Annotated in this window: 21 protein-coding genes; 6 read left to right on the top strand and 15 right to left on the bottom strand. The window is 56.9% G+C overall.

The annotated features are described in order from the left end of the window. Window positions 1-89 precede the first annotated feature (89 nt). A complete protein-coding gene (locus LAO21_14765) occupies window positions 90-1,514 on the top strand; it encodes a glycosyltransferase family 39 protein (protein ID MBZ5553979.1) in 1,425 nt (474 codons plus the stop codon). 403 nt (window positions 1,515-1,917) lie between these two features. On the opposite strand, the gene LAO21_14760 is transcribed toward LAO21_14765, so the two are convergent. The 11 genes from LAO21_14760 to LAO21_14710 form a co-directional block, all read right to left on the bottom strand. Beyond that, window positions 1,918-4,323 (bottom strand): PBP1A family penicillin-binding protein, encoded by a 2,406-nt coding sequence (locus LAO21_14760; protein ID MBZ5553978.1) that lies wholly within the window; start codon window positions 4,321-4,323, stop codon window positions 1,918-1,920. A gap of 73 nt (window positions 4,324-4,396) precedes the next feature. Then, window positions 4,397-5,713, bottom strand: coding sequence for a bifunctional folylpolyglutamate synthase/dihydrofolate synthase (locus LAO21_14755; protein MBZ5553977.1), 1,317 nt, complete (start codon window positions 5,711-5,713; stop codon window positions 4,397-4,399). Window positions 5,714-5,875: 162 nt separating this feature from the next. After that, the gene (gene accD, locus LAO21_14750) at window positions 5,876-6,724 is read right to left on the bottom strand and encodes an acetyl-CoA carboxylase, carboxyltransferase subunit beta (protein ID MBZ5553976.1); all 849 of its coding nucleotides are present in this window, start codon (window positions 6,722-6,724) and stop codon (window positions 5,876-5,878) included. A gap of 168 nt (window positions 6,725-6,892) precedes the next feature. Beyond that, window positions 6,893-7,324 (bottom strand): 23S rRNA (pseudouridine(1915)-N(3))-methyltransferase RlmH, encoded by a 432-nt coding sequence (locus tag LAO21_14745; GenBank protein MBZ5553975.1) that lies wholly within the window; start codon window positions 7,322-7,324, stop codon window positions 6,893-6,895. Continuing rightward, window positions 7,325-7,693 carry a ribosome silencing factor gene (rsfS, locus tag LAO21_14740; protein ID MBZ5553974.1) on the bottom strand — a complete coding sequence of 123 codons (369 nt, stop codon included), beginning with the start codon at window positions 7,691-7,693 and terminating at the stop codon, window positions 7,325-7,327. A gap of 29 nt (window positions 7,694-7,722) precedes the next feature. Further along, on the bottom strand, window positions 7,723-8,400 hold the full coding sequence (nadD, locus tag LAO21_14735; GenBank protein MBZ5553973.1) for a nicotinate-nucleotide adenylyltransferase: 678 nt from the start codon (window positions 8,398-8,400) through the stop codon (window positions 7,723-7,725). An 80-nt stretch (window positions 8,401-8,480) separates the two neighbouring features. Then, window positions 8,481-9,509 (bottom strand): GTPase ObgE, encoded by a 1,029-nt coding sequence (gene obgE, locus LAO21_14730; protein ID MBZ5553972.1) that lies wholly within the window; start codon window positions 9,507-9,509, stop codon window positions 8,481-8,483. Between the two features lie 122 nt (window positions 9,510-9,631). Then, window positions 9,632-9,895, bottom strand: coding sequence for a 50S ribosomal protein L27 (gene rpmA / locus LAO21_14725; protein MBZ5553971.1), 264 nt, complete (start codon window positions 9,893-9,895; stop codon window positions 9,632-9,634). Between the two features lie 121 nt (window positions 9,896-10,016). After that, on the bottom strand, window positions 10,017-10,328 hold the full coding sequence (gene rplU, locus LAO21_14720; GenBank protein ID MBZ5553970.1) for a 50S ribosomal protein L21: 312 nt from the start codon (window positions 10,326-10,328) through the stop codon (window positions 10,017-10,019). 214 nt (window positions 10,329-10,542) lie between these two features. Further along, the gene (gene nrdR, locus LAO21_14715; GenBank protein ID MBZ5553969.1) at window positions 10,543-11,028 is read right to left on the bottom strand and encodes a transcriptional regulator NrdR; all 486 of its coding nucleotides are present in this window, start codon (window positions 11,026-11,028) and stop codon (window positions 10,543-10,545) included. A gap of 258 nt (window positions 11,029-11,286) precedes the next feature. After that, window positions 11,287-12,369 carry a flippase-like domain-containing protein gene (locus tag LAO21_14710; protein ID MBZ5553968.1) on the bottom strand — a complete coding sequence of 361 codons (1,083 nt, stop codon included), beginning with the start codon at window positions 12,367-12,369 and terminating at the stop codon, window positions 11,287-11,289. 323 nt (window positions 12,370-12,692) lie between these two features. Between LAO21_14710 and LAO21_14705 the strand changes: the two genes are divergently transcribed. From LAO21_14705 to LAO21_14685, 5 genes are all read left to right on the top strand, one after another. Beyond that, window positions 12,693-13,268, top strand: a complete 576-nt coding sequence (locus tag LAO21_14705; protein ID MBZ5553967.1) for a sigma-70 family RNA polymerase sigma factor — start codon at window positions 12,693-12,695, stop codon at window positions 13,266-13,268. Window positions 13,269-13,318: 50 nt separating this feature from the next. After that, on the top strand, window positions 13,319-13,987 hold the full coding sequence (locus LAO21_14700) for a zf-HC2 domain-containing protein (GenBank protein ID MBZ5553966.1): 669 nt from the start codon (window positions 13,319-13,321) through the stop codon (window positions 13,985-13,987). Next, window positions 13,984-14,622 (top strand): DUF5668 domain-containing protein, encoded by a 639-nt coding sequence (locus tag LAO21_14695; GenBank protein MBZ5553965.1) that lies wholly within the window; start codon window positions 13,984-13,986, stop codon window positions 14,620-14,622. Before LAO21_14700 ends, LAO21_14695 begins: the two co-directional genes overlap by 4 nt. 85 nt (window positions 14,623-14,707) lie before the next feature. After that, window positions 14,708-15,037: a DUF5668 domain-containing protein gene (locus LAO21_14690; protein ID MBZ5553964.1), complete on the top strand. Its 330-nt coding sequence runs from the start codon at window positions 14,708-14,710 to the stop codon at window positions 15,035-15,037. 94 nt (window positions 15,038-15,131) lie between these two features. Next, complete coding sequence (locus tag LAO21_14685) at window positions 15,132-16,520, top strand: DUF4097 family beta strand repeat-containing protein (GenBank protein ID MBZ5553963.1); 1,389 nt, start codon at window positions 15,132-15,134, stop codon at window positions 16,518-16,520. Window positions 16,521-16,809: 289 nt separating this feature from the next. On the opposite strand, the gene LAO21_14680 is transcribed toward LAO21_14685, so the two are convergent. The 4 genes from LAO21_14680 to ccsA all read right to left on the bottom strand — a co-directional run bounded on the left by LAO21_14680 (window position 16,810) and on the right by ccsA (window position 20,023). After that, window positions 16,810-18,153, bottom strand: coding sequence for an ABC transporter permease (locus LAO21_14680; GenBank protein MBZ5553962.1), 1,344 nt, complete (start codon window positions 18,151-18,153; stop codon window positions 16,810-16,812). Window positions 18,154-18,252: 99 nt separating this feature from the next. Further along, complete coding sequence (locus LAO21_14675) at window positions 18,253-18,969, bottom strand: ABC transporter ATP-binding protein (protein ID MBZ5553961.1); 717 nt, start codon at window positions 18,967-18,969, stop codon at window positions 18,253-18,255. Window positions 18,970-19,069: 100 nt separating this feature from the next. Then, entirely contained in the window at window positions 19,070-19,234 is a 165-nt protein-coding gene (locus LAO21_14670; GenBank protein ID MBZ5553960.1) for a CcmD family protein, read from the bottom strand. Window positions 19,235-19,345: 111 nt separating this feature from the next. Then, complete coding sequence (gene ccsA, locus LAO21_14665) at window positions 19,346-20,023, bottom strand: cytochrome c biogenesis protein CcsA (protein MBZ5553959.1); 678 nt, start codon at window positions 20,021-20,023, stop codon at window positions 19,346-19,348. Between the last annotated feature and the right edge of the window lie 90 nt (window positions 20,024-20,113).

Here is a 20,113-nt window from a genome sequence, read left to right as displayed (position 1 = left end):
GATAGGTCCGGCACCCAAACCGGCCCAGGGCACGCACGGCCACCACCAGTTACTACCACAAGATTATATCCCAAACCGGGTCCAGAAACATGAAAGAGGCCTTTTCGGGGCATCGAAAGCAAACCTACGCGTTGGTTCTACTCGCCCTGACCCTTCGAATCCTTCTGGCGCTCGCCTTTCCCCACGTGGGAGGCGATTCGCCCATCTACGAAGCGTATGCCCGAAACCTGCTCCAATATGGCGTTTATTCTCATCTGGAGCCGCAGGACCAGCAGCCGCCGGCGCCGACCCTGACCCGCGCGCCGGGTTATCCCCTCTTTCTTGCTGCCCTGTTTGCCCTCACCGGCCACGGAAATGAAACGGCGGTTCGTATCGTGCAAGCATTACTCGATACGCTCACCTGTGTCCTGATCGCTATAATTGTTTTTAGCCTCTCCACCGGCGAGTTGGCCGGGCGGAGACGCCTCGCACAGCGGGCGCTCTTGTTGGCCGCGCTATGTCCCTTCGTGGCGAATTACGCGGCATCGATTCTCGCTGAGGTGCCCACAACTCTTCTCCTGACTGCCGCGACCCTGTTTGCAGTCCGGGGGCTCCAACCTTCGATGCCAAAAAGAAACTGGCTCTTCTGCGGCCTGTCGGCCGGATTGGCCACCCTGTTCCGGGTCGAGAGCGGGCTCTGGCTGGTTGCCATCGGCCTGGTCCTCGTCCTTCGAAGAGTCTCCCATCACCGCTGGCGTGCGATTGTTGCGGATGGCTTCCTTGTCATCCTTGGATTGGCCCTGGCGCTTTTTCCCTGGACCGTTCGAAACCTGGTCACCTTCAAGACGTTTCAACCTCTCGCCCCTGCGTACGCCCAGGATCCCGACGAATTCGTCCCACGTGGATATTACAACTGGTGCCGGACATGGCTGTGGAGATTCGGGGATGTCTATAACTTCATTTGGACGGTCCAGGATTCGGACATCCCCCTGGGGGCCTTGCCCGGCAGCGCCAGCGATACTCCAGCAGAGCGCGAGAGAATCCTGCTCCTCCTCCGCGGCCACAACGAATCGCACTCTCTCGACTCCGCCGCCGACTCTGAGTTCGAGGGCATGGCTCGCGAGCGCCTTCATCGGCATCCCTTCCGCGTTTTCGTGATCACTCCTGCCCTCCGCACCCTGGCACTCTGGTTTACACCGCGGGTCGAAATCCTCCCGCTGGAAGGGAGACTGCTTCCCATCAGGGAGGCCTGGGAGAATGATCCACGGGATTTTCTCTTTTCACTCCTTCTCTTCCTCGTCAACCTGGTCTACCTTGCGTTTGCACTGGCGGGCGTTTGGAGAATCTTCCGCCACCACCGCTCCCCCGACGACCCGGAGGTCGTCGGCGCATTCTTGCTGCTCTCCCTTATTTTCCTTCGCACCGTTTTCCTCTCTTATTTCGCCTTTCCCGAACCCCGTTACGTCGTCGAGGTTTTTCCGGAGGTCATTGCCCTCGGAGGATTTGCAATCGCCCCACGGAAATTGAGGTTTTGATTTTCGCCATGAATGTGAAATCCGTTCATAAAGGATTCCCGGTGAGACGTCTCTGCGGAGGTGGGGGCACAAACCTCGGTTCGAAAATCAACAGCCCGGGGGTCAAGGCACAGGTCAATCGCAGCGCACACAAATCTCGACTGACCGGTTCGCAACCTCTGAAATCTCAAATTTGAAATCTCCGATTGCCTTGCGACGGAACGGAAGGGCAGCGATGAGAAAAGCTTTCATGATGGCTCCCGAGCCTTGAACACAAGGGGGAAATCCCATCCCCAGGAAAAATGGAGGCAATCAGGAAGTCTTTTCCGACTCCAGCCAGTCCCCTTGAAGGATTTCAAACCACGGCTCCAGATTTGTTTTGAGAGACGAGGTATCGACTTCAGAACCAGGGATAACGGCGGGGCTACGGTTTGGGTGGGGGTTGAACTTCCTTGTGGCCGAAAATCCCGAACAGTCTCTGCAGGAATCCTCCTCCGTGGAGGTGGCAATGCTGCAACGGGGCGGTTCCCGCAATGAAGGCTTCATCATGGGTCGTGGGGCACTTGTCGTTGGCCAGTTCCCCACTTTCCGGATCAATTTTCACAAACTCGATCCCCTCGGGCGGGGTGAACGGCTGTCCTCCTACGGACCTTGGACGCAGGGCGGCGGCTTTCTTCATGAATTCCGTCCAGATAGGCAATGCTGCCTTGGCGCCTTCAATCTTGATATCATGATTATCGTCGTAACCGACCCACACAATACACAGCAATCCGGAAGTGTATCCCGCAAACCAGGCGTCGTGGGAACTCCCGGTCTTGCCCGCCGCCGGCAGGGAGAAACCCCTGCCGCGGACTCCCGCGGCCGTTCCGTTGTTGACCACTCCCTCCAACAAGTACGTGAGAAGATAAGTGGTCCTCGGATCGAGGACGGGACGGGTTTTCATTTGGGCACGTTCCAAGTCCTGGCCGCTCTGGTTGCGAATCCTTCCGATCATAATGGGATCCACCCGCACCCCTCGGTTCGCGAACACCGTGTAAGCACCTGCCAATTCCAGGGGTGTGACTTCATAGGCGCCAATCGCCATGGAGGGGGTTGCTTTGATCTTGTTATTGAGTCCCGTCTCGATTGCGAACGCGGCCACCTTGGGAAACCCCACCATCTCCGCAATCTTGATCGTCGCGACGTTCAGGGAATGAGCCAGTGCGAACCGCACGGAGACGGTCCCGTAGAACTCCTGACCAAAATTGTCCGGCTCGTACGTTTTATCGTCGAACGTGAACACCGTGGGTTCATCCACCACGGTCGTCACCGGCGTAATGAGCGGCTGGGACCCGTCGACACCGGAGTTTAAGGCCGTGGCATAGACGAACGGCTTGAACGAAGATCCGGGCTGGCGTTTGGCCAGCACGTGATTCAGCTGGCTGAGACCGTAATCGGTCCCTCCCACGAGGGCCTTGATTTCCCCAGAGTGAGGATCTAATGCAATCAAGGCGGCCTGGGGAAGCTTGGAAAACTCCAAGGGAGGTGCCGTTTCGCCCTTTTTTAAACGACGGCGCGTTCGCTGTGCCACCAGGTCATCGACCTGTTTCATCCCGTCCCGCACCGCCTCAAAAGCGGCCCTTTGAAGCACCAGATCCAGCGAGGTATAGATTTGAAACTGCTGGGTGACCAAGTCGCTCTCGCTGTATTTCTCCAGGAGTTGGTCCTTGACGAGGTCCACAAAGTAAGGGGCGTCCCCGTAATCATAATTGGGAGGCATGACGGCGATGGACGTTTTCGTCGCCGCTTCCCTCTGGCTCTCGTTGATAAACCCGTTCTCCTTCATCTGGCCCAGCACCCAGTCGCGGCGGACGTGCGCCTTGTCCGGATGACGCCAGGGTGAATACCGGTTGGGTGACGGAATAATGCCTGCGAGCAGAGCGGCTTCGGGGAGCGTGAGGTTCTTGATATCCTTGTTGAAATAGGCGGCTGCGGCTTCACCGAAGCCATTAATGGAGAAACTCCCCCGCTGACCCTCATAGGTGTTGTTGGCATAAAGTTCAAAGATCTCCTGCTTCGACAGCTTCCGCTCCAGCAGAATAGCAATATAGAGTTCTGCCAGCTTGCGTCGCCAGGACTTCACGGGAGTAAGAAAGAATCCCTTGGCCACCTGCTGGGTAATGGTGGAACCCCCCTGGGCCATTTCCATTCTCGAAACATCACGAAAGGCGGAGCTCAAGGTCCGCAGGACATCAAAACCGCTGTGACTGAAAAACCGTTTGTCCTCGGCCGAAATGACGGCGGCAATCAGGTTGGGAGGAAGATCTTCATACTTGAGCAGGCGCCGCTTTTCCCGTCGCTGGTCGAAGAGGTTTGTGATCAGTTCAGGTTCGAGCTGAGCAGTCGAAACCTCGGCACCATCGTCGACCCGCGTGAGGTGTGAAATTCTCCCTTCCTGGAATTCAATCCGGACGTGGTCCCGCTTGGGATCCAGGGCCGATTCAGGTCCGGGAATAATGTCCAACCCCGTGCGAACATACCGAAACTCGCCCCGACGCGAACTCCCCTTCCCCTGCTCCACATACCCGGACCGGCGCAGCTCGGAGGTGATCTCGGAAGGACGGCCCGGCCAACCCACCCCGATCACGGTCGGGGAGGCAAAAATCTGGGATGTCTTTGCAAAAATCTCACCGCTGAACCGCTGGTCGATCATGTTGGAGTATTTCACGTAGAAGTACACCAGCGGCACGGCCGCCGCGAGGACCAGCAGGAGGAGTGTGGCTAAAAGGATTTTAGTGCGGGTCCAGATGAAGTGGGAAGGCTTGGAAGGAAGGCGGATTTTTAATCGCATAAGACGCGGCAAGAAAGTATATCACAACGGCGCGTGATGGCTCGCCCTCTGTGGTGAGGATTTAAGGGACATGTCATCCTTCGGTGTCCCCTCTCCCCAGTATTCGTTTTGCCTCACCGACAAGGTAGAGAGAGCCCGTGATGAGAATCGTCGAGGTTCGTCTTGCCAGGTGCCGTGCCAGTTTGAGGGCAACCGGCAGATTTCGGGCAAGATACGAGGGGCAACCCGGCTCGCCGGCCTGGCAGAATATCTCCTGCGGCGTCGCCGCCCGGTGAATCGCCGGGTGAGTGAAAATGACTTGAGTGGCGAGCGGCTCCAATTGTCGAAATACCTTTCGGATGGCCTTGTCCCGCATCGCGCCGTAAATCAGAATAATTTTACGGCCGCGCAAAAGATCTTTGACGACACGCCGAAGAGCCCGCGCGCCCGCCGGATTGTGCGCCCCGTCAACAACGATCTCGGGACGCGTGCTGATTCTTTCGAATCGTCCGGGCCATCGGACCGTTCCCAGACCCGTGAGGATGTCTGCGCGCGAAACACTCAATCCGCGTCCGCGACATTCCTCCAGACCCCGTATGGCGAGGACGGCATTATCAATTTGATGCCGTCCCGTCAAGGGAAGTTCCACTTTTTCATATGGGCCATCCGGGGTGGTCAAAAAAAAACGGGAGCGGCCTAATTCCAGGTGAATCCTGGAAAGCCTGGTTCTGTGGCGGGCTTGGTGGAAGGGCGCCTTTCGGGAACGCGCTACTCGCCGGATCACCTGCAGCGCGTCCGCACGGCGAGCGGAGGTCAAAACGGGTACTCCTTTTTTTATGATCCCCGCTTTTTCTCGAGCAATCCCTCGAATGGTGTTTCCCAGGAAGCGCTCGTGGTCGAAATCAATATTGGTAATCAGGGAGACAACGGGAGTGATGAGGTTCGTTGAATCCAGCCGCCCTCCCATGCCCACTTCCACAACGGCGACGTCGACCTTGGCGCGCGCAAAGTAATCAAAGGCCATCGCGGTAATGGTCTCAAAATAAGTTGGGTGGGACGGCAGATGGCGCGTTCCCTGCAGTGAGCGAATGGTGCGGGCCACGCGCTCGTAAGATTTCGTGAATTCCGCGGGGGAGATGTCCCTCCCATTGATCTTCATGCGCTCGCGAATCGAGATGAGATGGGGCGAGGTGAATAGCCCCACCCTACGGCCGCTGGCGCGCAAAATGCTGTCCAGCATGGCGCACACGCTACCCTTGCCATTCGTCCCAGCCACGTGGATTGAGGGATAGGCGTGGTGCGGAGAGCCCAGGGCATGAAGCAGTGTCCGCATATTGCGGAGTCCAAACTTCATGGTCAGGACTTCGTCCCCCAGGGCCAGCAACTGCTTCTCTGCACGGATAAGAGGCATCACAACAGAAAACGGCCGCGAGGGCCGTCGCGAAAATTAAGGTCTGGATGGAGGCGGGGCGAGCAGGATCCGGGAGGCCTTGGCCGCTCTGAATCAACACCTTGAAGACTCTGCACACGGACTCGTCGCCGCGCCAGATTCGATTATTCCCTCAAGCTCGTTCTACGCCGCCACCATGAACTCCAGCGACTGAATCAGGAATTGGCGCATATCCTTGCGCGAGACGATGCCGTCAAGCATGCCGTGTTCGAGCAGAAACTCGCTCCGCTGGAAACCTTCGGGCAGCTTTTGCCGGATGGTCTGGTCGATGACGCGCGGACCCGCAAAGCCGATGAGGGCGCCGGGTTCCGCGACGTTCAAGTCTCCCAACATCGCGAAGCTGGCGGTGACCCCCCCCGTGGTGGGATCGGTCAGGACCGAGATAAAGGGAACCTTGGCCTCGTCCAGCCGGGCCAGTCCGGCGCTGATCTTGGCCAGTTGCATCAGGCTGATGGCACCCTCCATCATGCGGGCGCCTCCTGAGACGGAGATGATGATGAGCGGACATCGGCGCTGAAGACAGGCCTCGATGGCCCGGACAATTTTTTCTCCCACCACCGCTCCCATGCTGCCTCCGATGAATCGATACTCCATGGCCTGAATGAGGGCGGGGCGCCCTCCCAGGGCGCCGTCCCCGGTAATGATGGCATCCTTGAGGCCGGTCGCCTTGGTGGCATCCCGCAAGCGGTCGCGATACGCCTTGATGTCTTTGAAATGAAGCGGATCGTTGCTTGCCAGGTCGCTGTCCAGCTCGAAAAACACCCCGTCGTCGAACAGCATCTTCAAGCGCTCGCGAGCATCCAACTTGAAATGAAAATTGCACTTCGGGCAGACATTGAAGTTCGCAGCGAGATCCTTCTTCCAGATAATCTGCTTGCAGGATTCACATTTTGTCCATAAGCCTTCCGTCTTGACCCGCTTCTCTTCGACAGAGGCGATCGGTGTTTTTTCTTTTTTGAACCAAGCCGCCATGGTGGAATGCCTCAACAATCTTCAGATTGGTCAAATCTCACGGGTTCTCCGAAAGTGGAAGACGACAATCAACCGAGGCCAGAGGTCAGAAGCCGGAGGCCAAAAGAAATCCCTCGGCTCTCGCTGACACCCGACACCTGGCACCTGACCCCTCGCCTCCCCGCTGTCTCACCGCGCATACGGGTGTCCTTTGATGAGGGTCATGGCCCGGTACAACTGCTCGGCGACCATGACTCGCGCCAGATCGTGCGGAAAGGTCATCGCCGAAAGTGAAACCAGCAGATTGGCGCCGGCCTTCAGGTCCTCCGGGAGGCCGTCGTGGTCCCCCATGAAAATCCGAAGTTCCTGGACCGATCGATCCTGAAGACGCTTGATGACCTCGGCAAATTCGCTGGATTTGAACTGCCGTCCCCCTTCGTCAAACACGATCGAAAAGGAATTGACGGTCTCCTTTTCGGCCCCTTTGAGCAGGGCGGCGTTATCCCGCACCTCCACGACCTCGCACGGAGCCATCTGGCCCAGGCGCGACCAGTATAGTTCAAACAGCTCGCGACACTGTGCCTGCTTGATCTTTCCCACCCAGAATGCCCGGATCTTCACTCAACCCTGCTTCCGCGAGGTGCCGCGACGGGCGGCGGAGACTTCGAGACGCCGGGCCCCGCGCCACAATCGCTCCAGATCATAGAATTCGCGCGCCTTCGGCGAAAACACATGCACCACAAAATCGGTGTAATCCATCAGCACCCACTCTCCCTGTGAGTATCCTTCAATGTGCGTGGGCCGGAAGGATTGCTTCCGCAATTTCTCTTCAATCCCGTCCACGATGGCCTGGACCTGGCGCGACGAATGACCGGTACAAATCAGGAAGTAGTCAGTGAAAGAGCAGATAGAGGAAAGGTTGAGAATGACGATATCTTCCGCCTTCTTATCCTCGGCGGCTCGTACTGCTTGAGTAAGGGATTTTTTCATTTCCCCAGTGGGGACGCTCGATTGAGTCTTCAGGTTCTTTTTGTGTACAAGCGGTTTTTCCGAATGTAATCGGCGACTGCGGGATCGAGTACTCCACGAACCCATCTACCCGCGGATATTCTATCACGGATGGAAGTGGACGAAATGTCGATTTTCAGGTCCGAAACAAGGAAGATTACGGGAGGGGTGGCGGAGAGCCGCCGCGAGCGCCCTGCCCGCTTCCGGGCGTTTCCCGGGAGACGTTTGATGGCGCGCTGAATCTTCTGATCACATTTCTCGATCAGCTCCTCGATGGCAAGGCCGGGCCGGGACACGACCACGAGGGCCACGGACTCGAGCAGACGGTCGGAGTCCCTCCAGGTCCGGAATTCGGCGAATTGATCCGCCCCCATAATAAAAAAGAGTTCGTCGGACGGGTGGAGTTGGGTCCGGACCTGGGCCAGGGTGTCGATGGAGTAGTTTTTCTCAAGGGGTGACAGCAACTCAAGATTCGAAGCCACAAACCGCCGTTCGCTACGCAGGGCCAGGGCGACCATGGCGTGGCGATCGCACGCGTGGGTCAGTTGGGCGGCCGCTTTGTGGGGAGGGCGCGCAGCCGTGACGAAGAGAACGCGCTCCAGTTGGAGCAGGCGCGTCACCTGCCGTGCAATACGCAGGTGTCCGCGATGGATGGGATCAAAAGTGCCTCCAAAAATAGCGACCCGCAAGAGAACCCCCGTCTGTTTCCAAAAAGCGCAGCCGCCGGCCTCCCGAAGGCCTGCAATTCGTTTCGAACGATCACCCTGACTTACATGACCTTGACCGGATCGGCCTGATTTGCAAGCCTTCGGAGTTCTCCGTCCACGGTGTAGACCAACTCCGGAATGCCGGCGCCGCTGACCGAGGATATCTTCAGCAAGGTCAAGCCTTCATCCCGACAGTACCGTTCGACCGCTTCCAGCCGCTTCCCATCCTCCATGATATCGATTTTGGCGGCCACGATAAATTGGATTTTCTGAAGAAGGACAGGGTTGAAGGAGGCCAGTTCGCAGTTAATGGTTTGGAGGTCGTGGACGGGGTCTCTCCCGCTGCTTTCCGAGACATCCACCAGGTGCAGGATCAGGCGCGTGCGCTCGATGTGCTTTAAGAACTGAACGCCGAGTCCCTGTCCCAGATGGGCGCCCTCGATGAGACCGGGGATGTCCGCTACAACGAAGCTGCGCTCCTCGTCGACGGCCACGACCCCGAGGTTCGGCACGAGCGTGGTGAAGGGGTAATCGGCAATTTTGGGACGCGCCGCCGAAATGCGCGAAATGAGGGTCGATTTGCCGACGTTGGGAAAACCCACCAGTCCCACATCCGCCAGGAGCTTCAGCTGAAGCCGGAGATGTCGCTCCTCTCCCGGCTGGCCCGCGTCATGGCGTCGCGGGGCCCGGTTGGTCGAGGTGGCAAAATGGGCATTGCCATATCCCCCGCGCCCCCCCGTAGCGATCAGAATTCTTTCGTCCGTGCGGGTGAAATCATGCAGAGTCTCCCCGGTGGATTCATCCAAAAGGAGCGTTCCCAGAGGAACCTTTAGAACCACGTCCTCCCCATCAGCCCCATGCCGGTTCGAACCCTCCCCGTGCCGGCCACGCTGCGCTTTGAACTCCCTGTTGTAACGGTAATGAAGGAGGGTGTTGTGGCGTTGTGAACTCTCCATGAAAACGTTCCCACCCCGCCCCCCGTCGCCCCCGCTGGGCCCGCCCCGCGGGACAAACTTTTCGCGGCGAAAGGCGAGACAGCCGTTCCCGCCGCCTCCGGCCTTTACAAAGATCCTGGCTTCATCGAGAAAGATCATGCGACCCAAAAGAAAAAGCGGATGGAACCGAGCCAGAAGCCAGACGATGATACGTTGGCGACCCGCTTTGAGCCATCCGCCGTCCGTGACGAGACCACACAGAGTTCCTGAATAGAATCCTATGCCTGAGCCTGCGGCGAAATACTGATGAAGCGCCCCAGGTTGCCCTTGTCGTGGAACTGCACGATCCCGCTCACCTTGGCAAACAGGGTGTCATCTTTTCCCCGGCCCACGTTGGGGCCCGGCTTGAACTTTGCGCCGCGCTGGCGCACCAGGATCGATCCCCCGGTGACAAATTGTCCTGCAAAGCGCTTCACACCCAGCCGCTGCGCGTTGGAATCGCGGCCATTCCGTGAACTACCTACACCTTTTTTGTGTGCCATAAGCTCCCACCTGCAAATTCAAATGTCGTTCTCGATCGGCACGATGACCCCCGGGATAACTCCGTCATCGGTGGTTCGTTCATTTCCAAAAGGCATCCCGAAACGCCCGGCCGAGCTGCTTCTATCCAACAATGTCCGCAATCTTGACGGCGGTAAAATCCTGTCGGTGTCCGGTCGTCTTTTTGTACTGCTTCTTGCGTTTAAACCTGAAGACGATAATTTTGTCTCCCCGCCCGTGATTCACCACGGTCCCGCTCACACTGGCGCCGGCCACCCACGGCGTTCCCACCTTGAAATCGGTGTCAGTCTTGACGGCCAGAACCTCATCAAACTTCACATTTTGACCTACTTCGGCCTCCAGCCTTTCAACCTCAATGGTCTCTCCGGGCTGAACCCGGTATTGCTTTCCACCGGAACTGATGACTGCGTACATGTAGGCGCTCCTTCACCGCAAATCGAAAACGCCGATTATAGGGGCGAGTTCGGCAAATTGTCAATGCGAAGGGAGAACAACCCTTGTTTGCAGCCCTCGGTGGCAAGAAGAGGATGCAGAGGTGCCGGGTGTCAGGTTTCGGGTGTCGGGAACAAATACAGACCCTCCCCGACCGCTGGAGCTTCAGCCTTGACCTGTTGTCTTCCTGTCCCTCTTATTCTTTGTCTTTCTGGGATTCTTTTTTCACTCGAGCCCCGAGGAGTTCTTTCACTTCCCCCATGAACTCGGTCACATCTTTGAAATCCAGATAAACGCTGGCAAACCGGACATAAGCCACTTTATCGAGTTTCTTCAGGTTCTTCATCAGGATCTCGCCGATCTCTTTGGTCAATCGTTCCCGCGTGGGCGACTCCATGACATAACTTTCCACCTGATTGACGATCTCCTCCATTTTGGCCATGGAGACCGGTCGTTTCTCACAGGCGTGTAACAGCCCGGCTAAAATCTTGCCGCGATCGAATTTCTCGCGCCGGCCATCCTTTTTGACCACCATGTATGGGATTTCATCGATCCGCTCGTACGTCGTGAAGCGTTTCCCGCACCGCAGACATTCGCGACGCCGGCGGATCGCCTCACCCTCTTTGCTTTCGCGCGAGTCCACAACTTTGTCTTCAATATGAGAACAATAAGGGCATTTCACGGGTAGACCTCCTTGAACTTGGGTAAAGAAGCTGTCAGCGATTAGCGCTCAGCCATCACCTATTAGCTATCAGACGTTAGCCTTTTGCAATTAAAGTAAAGAAAATATAAACCTTCTTGATCTGTGAATTGAGGTGGTGCAAGGATGACGGTATCGAACGTTTCATCCATTACAAATAGGGGCCTGACAATAGCTGACCGCTGATAGCTAAAAGCTGATGGCTGTTCGCTGACCGCTGATCGCTTCCCGCTCTTCGCTCTACTTCTTAAACGCCGGTTCCGGCCCTGCAAGCGCTGAAGCGGCTTCCTTCTCCGCTTCTCGAGCCAGAGAGGTCAATGACCAGCCTCCCCGGATCAATTCTAGGAGACCGATCAGGGCGACCGGCAAAAAGGCAATCACCCAGGCGACCAGGGTGATCCCCGAAGCGACATTGGGATCCACGCCGAGAAAACTCACCAGCGTAAACAGAATCAGCGCCTGGTAGCCTCCTCCCACGCCCGGAAGTTGCACGATGGCCCCGATCGCCGAAAAAGTCAGCAGAACAATGCCCATGGAAAACGAAAACCCGATTCCAAACCCCCTGACAATGAAATAAATGCCGGCCGTTGCCCCCAACCACAGCAACAGGGAGTAGAAAAGAGAAAAAAACAGCGGGCGCGGGTGAGCGATAAACGCCAGACCTTCAACGAAGGATTTCAGCGCCTGCTCCGTTTTCACCAGGATTCTTTGCGGAACGATGTGCAACCGCTCCATCAGGAAGTCAATCCATCGTACGGCATTCATCTGAAACAAAAAAAGGAAGACGGTGATGCCGACCAACACCGCCAGAACCAGGGCCGAGGCCCGCGAGAAGAAGTGGAACACGGCGACATTTTGCGAAGAAACGGAAGCGCCTAAATGGAAAAATGCCAGGTTCCCCAGAAACAAGATTAGAATCGTACCGAAATCAAAAAGCCGCTCCACGATGACGGTCGTCAGGGAAATTGAAAGTGGCAAGTTTTCCTTTCGCGACAGGATGAAGGGGCGGGAAAACTCGCCGGCCCGGCCCAGCAGGGTCACGGCAGCAAAACCAATCAAAACAGCGGAGAACAGATTCCTCAGTGAAACCACCTTCACCGGGAAAAGAAATTCCCTCCACCGGAGGGCTCGAATGAAATAACCACTGAGCGAGAGCACCAACCCCGCGAGCAAGTACCCGAGATGAACATGGACGAGGTAACTCAGGAACAGGCGCCAGCTGAAGGCATGCCATTCAGGATTGTTTTTCGCCCCCCAAACCACTAGAATAAGGACACCGAGGAGGAGCGCCACCCAGACAAACGTGCGAAATCTCAAGCTCATGGAAAGTCAAGTGCTGAAGACCGGTATGAGAAAGCGAGCCCACTTCGTTTTGGGGATTGGATCACTCGAGGCCAGCCATCACCCTAGGGATACGTACCGCGGGCTCAACCTATACTACAAATTGTGATTAAGTCAAGCACATTTGGCCCTCCCACGCAGCCGTGGCATGCCCTCCAAGGAACTCTCACCAATGGCGATTTCGGTGTCCCGGTCTGCGCACGGAGGCTCTCTTTCCACCGCCTCGTCCGTTGAAGGAAATGGAACTTTTTGGCCCTCGCTTTCGTTTCTGATAGTGGAACCGAGAACGAGAAGGAGCAGGCGCTTTGGTTCACGTTGATGCGGAGGTGATCAGCCGGTGCCTGAACGGCGACAACGCAGCGTGGGAGGAAATCGTGAGGTTGCACACCAAGCGCGTGTATAACTTCTGTTATCGATTCACAGGCAGTTGGCACGACGCGGAAGATCTGACCCAGGAAGTTTTCATGAGAGTCTATAAAACCCTCAAGAGCTACAACGCGCAGGAAGGTTCGTTTTCCACCTGGCTGATGAGTGTGACCCGCAACCTCCTGGTCGATCATTACCGCAAACACAAAAAAGAGGCAGGGGACGTTGCCCTGGAGGAAGTCTTTGAGAGCGTGGAGAGCAATCCTTCACGGACGAAGACGGCGATGGATCAGATCTCCACCAACGACAAGATCGAGATGGTCCGCTGGGGTTTGAGCCGGTTGTCTCCGGACCTGCGCGAGGCCGTCGTGCTGCGGGACTGCGAGGACATGCGGTACGACGAGATCGCAACCGTGCTTCACGTTCCCGAGGGAACGGTCAAATCTCGAATCAACCGGGGGCGCATCGAACTGGCACGCATCCTGGAGCGGAAGCGAAGTCAGGTTGAAATCTAAGCAGAAACCCGGGGGCACCGCCCTGGACAAAGGAATGCGGTGAAATGACTATGAACTGCAACCACTTTGAAGATCTCTGGATCGATTATCTCGACGAAACACTGGATGGCGCCACCCGGCGGCAGGTGGAGGAGCATCTCTCCCATTGCGAACAGTGCACGGCGCTCGCGGCGGAGATGCGCGGCAACCGCTTTCTGGCCAGTGCGATCCCGGAAGCCGAGCCCCCGCTGGGACTGATCACCCGGATCATTGCGGAAACTTCCGGAGCTCCGGCGGTTCCTGCATGGTACGATTTCATCTTTGATTTTATCCGCCCGCAGCAGCTTCCCAAGCTCGCCATGGGGTCGCTGATGGCTGTCGCCTCGCTGGCAGTCGTACTTTACGCGGTGGGCCTCGACTTCCGGCACCTCACGACCGCTGACCTGAAGCCCTCCCGCTTGTGGGAACACACCAACCGGGAAGTGCACCTCGCCTACAGCCGCGGGGTGAAGTACTACAATGCCCTGCGAATTGTCTATGAGATCCAGTCGCGGGTCGATAGCCTGAACGCATCAACTACGGATCAGGACCAACCCAACCCCGTCGAACCCCAGGAGAAAGCCGCGCCCACTCCCCCGGCGAAATCGGGATCGCAGCGCACCATCAGCGAGGGGCATGATACGGGACCCATTCTTGTACAGAATTTCCATCGTTCGGAGAACCCGGGAGGCCTCTCATGAAATGCGCTAACCATGCTGAAGTCGATTCTTCCTATTTCTGCCGCCATTGCGGCAAGCCCATGTGCCAGACATGCACTCACCTTATTCAAGGCCAGGCATTTTGCGAGGCCTGTCTCGCCCGAAACGTGGGAACTCCGGCCGGTCCGCCACCCGACTTTGCCCACCCCTGGGTGGCTTTCGGCCTGGGATGGATTCCGGGCGTGGGGGCTGTCGTGAATGGCGAATACACCAAGGCGGCTGTGCATGTGGCCATCTTCGCCGGCACGATCGCGCTCCTGGCCAGTGGCAACCTCCCGGATGCCGGTGACGCTTTCGTGGGAATTTTTCTGGGGTTCTTTTGTCTGTACATGCCCTTTGAAGCGTATCAGACGGCACGCCGCAAACAACTTGCGGGCATGAGCAGCCCGACCGCGGCACAGCCGTCCCTGGCCCAGCCGCAGTTCTACCAGGATTTCTGGAGCGACTGGAAGTTGAACGCGCCTATTGGCGGAATCATCCTGGTGGTGATCGGAGTGCTCTTCCTGCTCGATAACATGAACATTTACAACTTTGGCAGGCTGTGGCGCTTGTGGCCTGTGATACTGGTCATCTGCGGCATCCTCATGCTGCGGAACCGGCTGAGCAGACCGAGATGATTGGTGAGGGGGTGGACCACGACGGTCGACCTGCCTCAAGACAAAATTCAAGAACCTTTAGTCAATCCTTAGGAGTAAGACGACCATGTCAAACGGCTATTATCCTCGGCGGTTAATGGGACCCATCGTCGTGATCACAGTAGGACTGCTATTCCTTCTGGATGAGCTCTTTCCCTACCGGGGTTGGGGAATAGGTCACACCTGGCCGGTGATCCTGGTGGTAATTGGGGCGGTGAAAATTCTGGAACGATTTTTCGCGCCCGCTGCTCCCCCTCTCGTTCCGCCACCGGCCGGCCCTGGTACGCCCCCCGGGAATCCCACTTGGCAGGCGTCTCCCCAGACGCAGGCAACCCCGGCTTCTCCGGGCGGGGGACAAAATCCATCGGCGGGCGGCCCGGAGCCGCCAAAGCCGTAGATGAACAGCCCCGAGACTTCGGGTCACGCAGAGGGAACGAATAACGGGGGCGTTTACAAAGGAAAATTCACACCCTGGAAACAGGAGACCCTATATGGCAAACGGATATCGAAGGGATTCGATCTTTTGGGCATTGACGCTGATCGCGATCGGGGGGTTGTTTCTTTATACCAACTTTCATCATGACGTCCGGCCCTGGCACATTGTCGGGAAGTATTGGCCGATCCTGATCATTTTTTGGGGGTTGAGCAAGCTGTATGCCTATTTCAAGTTCCGCCAGGACCCGAACGTTCCTCCGGGACCCTTCATCACGGGCGGCGAGATTGTCGCGCTGGTCTTCCTCCTCATCATCGGAACGGCCATCTCCAGCGGCGTGCGGAACTCCGACCGGTTCTTCCGCGGACCCGGAATCCATATTGGAGACGATGATGAAACCATCTCCTTCGAGGGGCTCTTCGGCAATCCCTACGACTATACAGAACAGGTTGAGTCTGCCGCCGGCCCGAAGGCGGTGATCGAAATTCCCGATGTCCGGGGCAATATCAAGGTCACCGGATGGGACCAACCCAAGATTCAGGTCCAGGTGAAAAAGCGCGTCTATGCCGACAATGATAATGACGCCAAGGCCCGCGCGGATCTGAATAAGACGACCATCTCGGAGGAGGGTGGAAAATACAAGATCGTGACAAACCGTCAGGATGCCTCGAACAAGGGGTATCGACTCAACGTGGACCTTGAGATCAATGTCCCCAAGGACTCCCAGGTGACAACCAACCAGCAGCGTGGCGACGTTAGCCTCACCGGACTGGTGGGCGATCAATCCGTGGACTCCACCCGCGGCGATGTGGAAGTTTCACAGATTGTGGGAAACGTTGTGATCGCAATGCGACGGGGCGATCTCAAGATTAATGATGTCACCGGAAATGTGGATCTCTCCGGACGCGGGAATGATGTTGCTCTCGTCAAGGTCGGAGGGAACGGGTCGGTCAAAGGCGAATTCTTCTCGGTTGATTTCCAGGATGTGAAGAAGCAAGCGCGCTTCCTCTCCAGTCGAACCGATTTATTGGCGGACAAGGTCGAAGGGGAAATCCGGCTGGAGTCAGGCAATCTGACGGTGCGCAATATTAAGGGACCCTTTACCGTGAAGACAAGAGACAAGGACATCCGGCTCGAGGAGGTGGTGGGGCCGGTCCGGGTCGATAACAGCCGGGGAAATGTACAATATCGCGCCTCGTTGCCTCCAAAGGCCGATATTGAAATCCGGACCCAATCCTCATCGATTGACCTTGAATTGCCACGCAATGCATCGTTTCAAATCGATGGTAAGACGAGATCAGGGGATATTCAGACCGATTTTAAGGCGCCGACTCTAAAGGTCACCCAGGATCAACCCACGAACGAAATTTCGGGTTCGGTCGGCAAGGGGGGCCCTCATGTGCGGCTTGAAACGACTTACGGCAACCTGAAGGTCGCCCAACTCTAGCAAACAGCTCCCTTCATCCTGCGAGACATTAAGAAAGCCCCGAAGTCCGGGGCTTTTTTATTTGGGTCCCTGCAATGAGCTAAATTACCAACCAAGCATAATTGATCTCGCAGGGAGAGATCGGTTCACCGTGGGGGACAACTCGGGCCCGCTGCTTTAGCACAAGAGCCGCGCCGTGCTGTTCTGAAATCCGCAATCTGTAACTGCGATCTTCCACAACCCGCAATCCGCAATGGGGGGCCTCCTTTGCGCTCTTTGCGGTTAGTTCTTATCTTGGCTGTGGCGGTCGTTAATCGTGCCGCAGCGCCTTGATCGGATCCACTCGCGCCGCCCGGCTTGCAGGATAGCTTCCGGCAATCAGGCTGACCAGAATAGAAAACCCGATCCCTCCCGCAACCAGCCACCACGGGGTAAAGAACATCTGGGCTGGAAATCCTCCCTGGCGCTGGATGTAGATGTTCGCTCCAAAATTAATGATCTTGTCCACAGACCATCCCAGCGCCACCCCAACGGCCCCCCCCAGGATGCCGATCAGGGAAGCCTCCACGAAAAAGATCTTTCGAATGTCCCCATCGCCCGCGCCAATGGCCTTCATGACTCCGATTTCGCGGGTACGCTCCAGGATCGACATGACCATGGTGTTGACAATACCCAGGGATGCCACGGCGAGGGCGATGGAGCCCACCAGGCCCAGAAGAATATCCAGGATGATGAAGGCTTTCTTGGCGCCTTGCAGTGCATCGTTGATCGAGAATGCGTTGAATCCGAGATCCTTTATTTTCTTCTCCACGTCTTCCGTGTCCTGGAGGTGTTTCACCTTGACAGTCACCGCGCTGTACGAGGGCTTATTAGAAAGACCACGCAGGAAGGCCTGGGGGTTCGTGAAGTCCTGAAACCCGGCCTCCTGAATCTTCCTGAGTGGAACCATAATGGATGAAAAAAACCCTCCTCCGAAGTTGGGGCCGGGTTCGCGCTCTACGATGCCAACGATCGAATATTTTTTTTCAGTCCGCTGAATGGTCATCTGTCCGAGGGGGCCACCCATCACGGCGTTGGCTAGATCGGCTGCCGTCGCGTAGCTCAAAGTGATCTCTTTTCCGACGACGTTCTTCGGATCTTCCGAGGTCATATTGTGTACAAAATCCAGGCTCAACATGCAACCATCCTCGGTCTCGTTCTTCAAAAAGGATCCAAACGTAATTTTTTGGAATACCCCCTCACCGCGCGATGAAAGCGGCACACCCACCGCGGTGACAAATTCAGAGTAACTTCCGTACTTCACCTCCACGGGCATACGCAGATTGGGGTAAACTTCCTTCACATTCGGGAGGGCTTGAATCTTTTCGATCGCCTTGTCATCCAGCGGCTCCGGAGGCTTTTCCGGACGGGCGGGCTCGCTGGCCGAAGCCGCCGGATTTCGTCTTGCCGGACGCACCCGCGTGTTGCGGCCAAAGCCTTGACCCGCGGAAAACACCGTAATCGTGTCAAAAAGCCCTGATTTTTTGAATTGCCCGACGGTGAGCTCCTGCAATCCGACCCCGAGTGACACCATGCCGACAAGTGATGCGATACCAATCGAGACACCGAGGGTGGTCAGCGAGGTCCGCAGCTTGGCCTCACGAAGATTTCTCAATGAGAGTTGAAGGACGTCAGGAAAGATCATTTGTACGACCTGCGGCCTTGCAAGGCAACGAGACGCGTCGCCCTGTTGAGTGAACCATATTCAAACCAATCATGCAGAGCCCCCTGACGGCAAGGCCGGTGAAATTCCGTCATCCGCGATCCTTCCATCTTTCAAGCGAATGCTGCGCTGGATATATTTCGAGGCCAGCTCCGTGTCGTGCGTGACCCACAGGATCGTCTTCCCTTCGCGTTCGTTGAGTAGCTTCAAAATCTCCAGTATTTCGCGGGCGGTCGTGCTGTCCAGATTCCCCGTGGGTTCGTCCGCCAGCAGAATGGCAGGACTGTTGGCAAGCGCCCGGGCGATGGCGACGCGTTGTTGCTCTCCGCCCGAGAGTTCCGCGGGTCGATGAAGTTGGCGGTCTTGAAGGCCCACGGACTCGAACAGCTCCAGCCCGCGCCGTTCTCGCTCTGCGCGAGGGACACCGGAAAACATCATCGCCAGTGTGACATTCTCAAAGGCAGTCATCGTCGCAATGAGATTGAACGACTGGAAGATCATACCTACGTTCTTGCGTCGATGCTGGCTCAGGGCCTCCCGGCTCATCTGGTCCAGCTGTTGGTCGAATATCTTCAGGGCGCCGCTGGTCGGGCGGTCCAAGCCTGCAATCAAGTTGAGCAGAGTGGATTTCCCCGAACCGGAGGTCCCGAGCAACCCCACGAACTCGCCCTCCTGGATGGTGAAGGACACTCCATCCAGGGCGCGCACCACGGAGCGACCCATGGGGTAATGCCTCTTCAGATCAACACTTTCAAGAATGGCTGTCATCTCTGGATGATACGATTCAGGGTATGGAAGGTTTCGGTGAACTTCTAAACGGGCCTTCAGGATGAACACCCGATTCAAGAAGCCGGCGTGGAGGCAGCCGCTACCGTTTTTCCTGTTCGATCTGCTGTTTCAGCCGCTCCAGTTCCTCCGTCAGCCGTTTGCACTTGCGGGCAAGAAGGAAAGTGTAAACCAACAGGACGATCCAGAGGACAGCATAAGCAGCGACCAGATAATTGTTCATCACAGGCTCCGTGAATAGGTTCAAGTAGGAGGACGATTTCAACTCTCAGATCTGCCGGCCAAACCGGGGCTCACCCAGAAGATAGTCATTGGTCCAATGGAGCGCCTTGGGTCCCAGTGAGACCCGAACGTATCCCTACCGTCTCGTCCAGCGTCTCTTCAGTGAGCTCAAAGTTTCCTGCGCCTGGGCGAGTTCGATCCGCCGGCCTAACATGAAGAAGTAAAGGAGTGTGAAGGTCAGGAGGCACACAAAGAAGGCCAGACGCATCTGCGGATCCAGGTAACCTCCGCCTCCCATGACGGGTTGAGGGTGCTGTGTCCGCCACCAGCGGATTGAAAAATAGACGATGGGGACATCGAGCGCCCCCAGGATGCCAAAGACTGCCGAGAGATTGGCGCGCTTGGTCGGCTCCGGGACATTGGCGCGGAGCATCAGGTAAGCCACGTAGATCAGCCACTCGACCAGCGTCGACGTCAGGCGCGCATCCCAGGTCCACCAGATTCCCCAGACGGGTTTGGCCCAGATGGGTCCCGTGGTCAATGAGATGGAGCAGAAGACCACGCCCAATTCGGCGGAGGAGGCCGCGAAGGTGTCCCATACCTGCCGCTGCGTGATCAGATATCCGACCGAGCCCAGGAACACGAGCCCGAAGGCCAGCATGAACACCCATCCGGCGGAGACATGATAGTAAAAAATCTTCTGCACGATCCCCATCGTCTCTTCTTCCGGCGCGTAAACAAAAACCATGTAGAGCGAAAACGGAAAAAGAATCACGAGGGGATAGAAAAAATATCGCGAGATCCTGGCTAACATAAAAGCACCTCTAAGGTCCTGCATCCGTCCGCCGCGGATTCTGACTTCTGATCTCCCATGAATAGGTTCGGTCGATCCTGCGGAGTATGA

It is taken from the genome of Terriglobia bacterium, assembly GCA_020073085.1.
In the GTDB taxonomy this organism is placed as follows: domain Bacteria; phylum Acidobacteriota; class Terriglobia; order JAIQFV01; family JAIQFV01; genus JAIQFV01.
The sequence above is the reverse complement of the archived record's forward strand: the minus strand, read 5'-3'. Positions and strand labels throughout refer to the sequence as shown.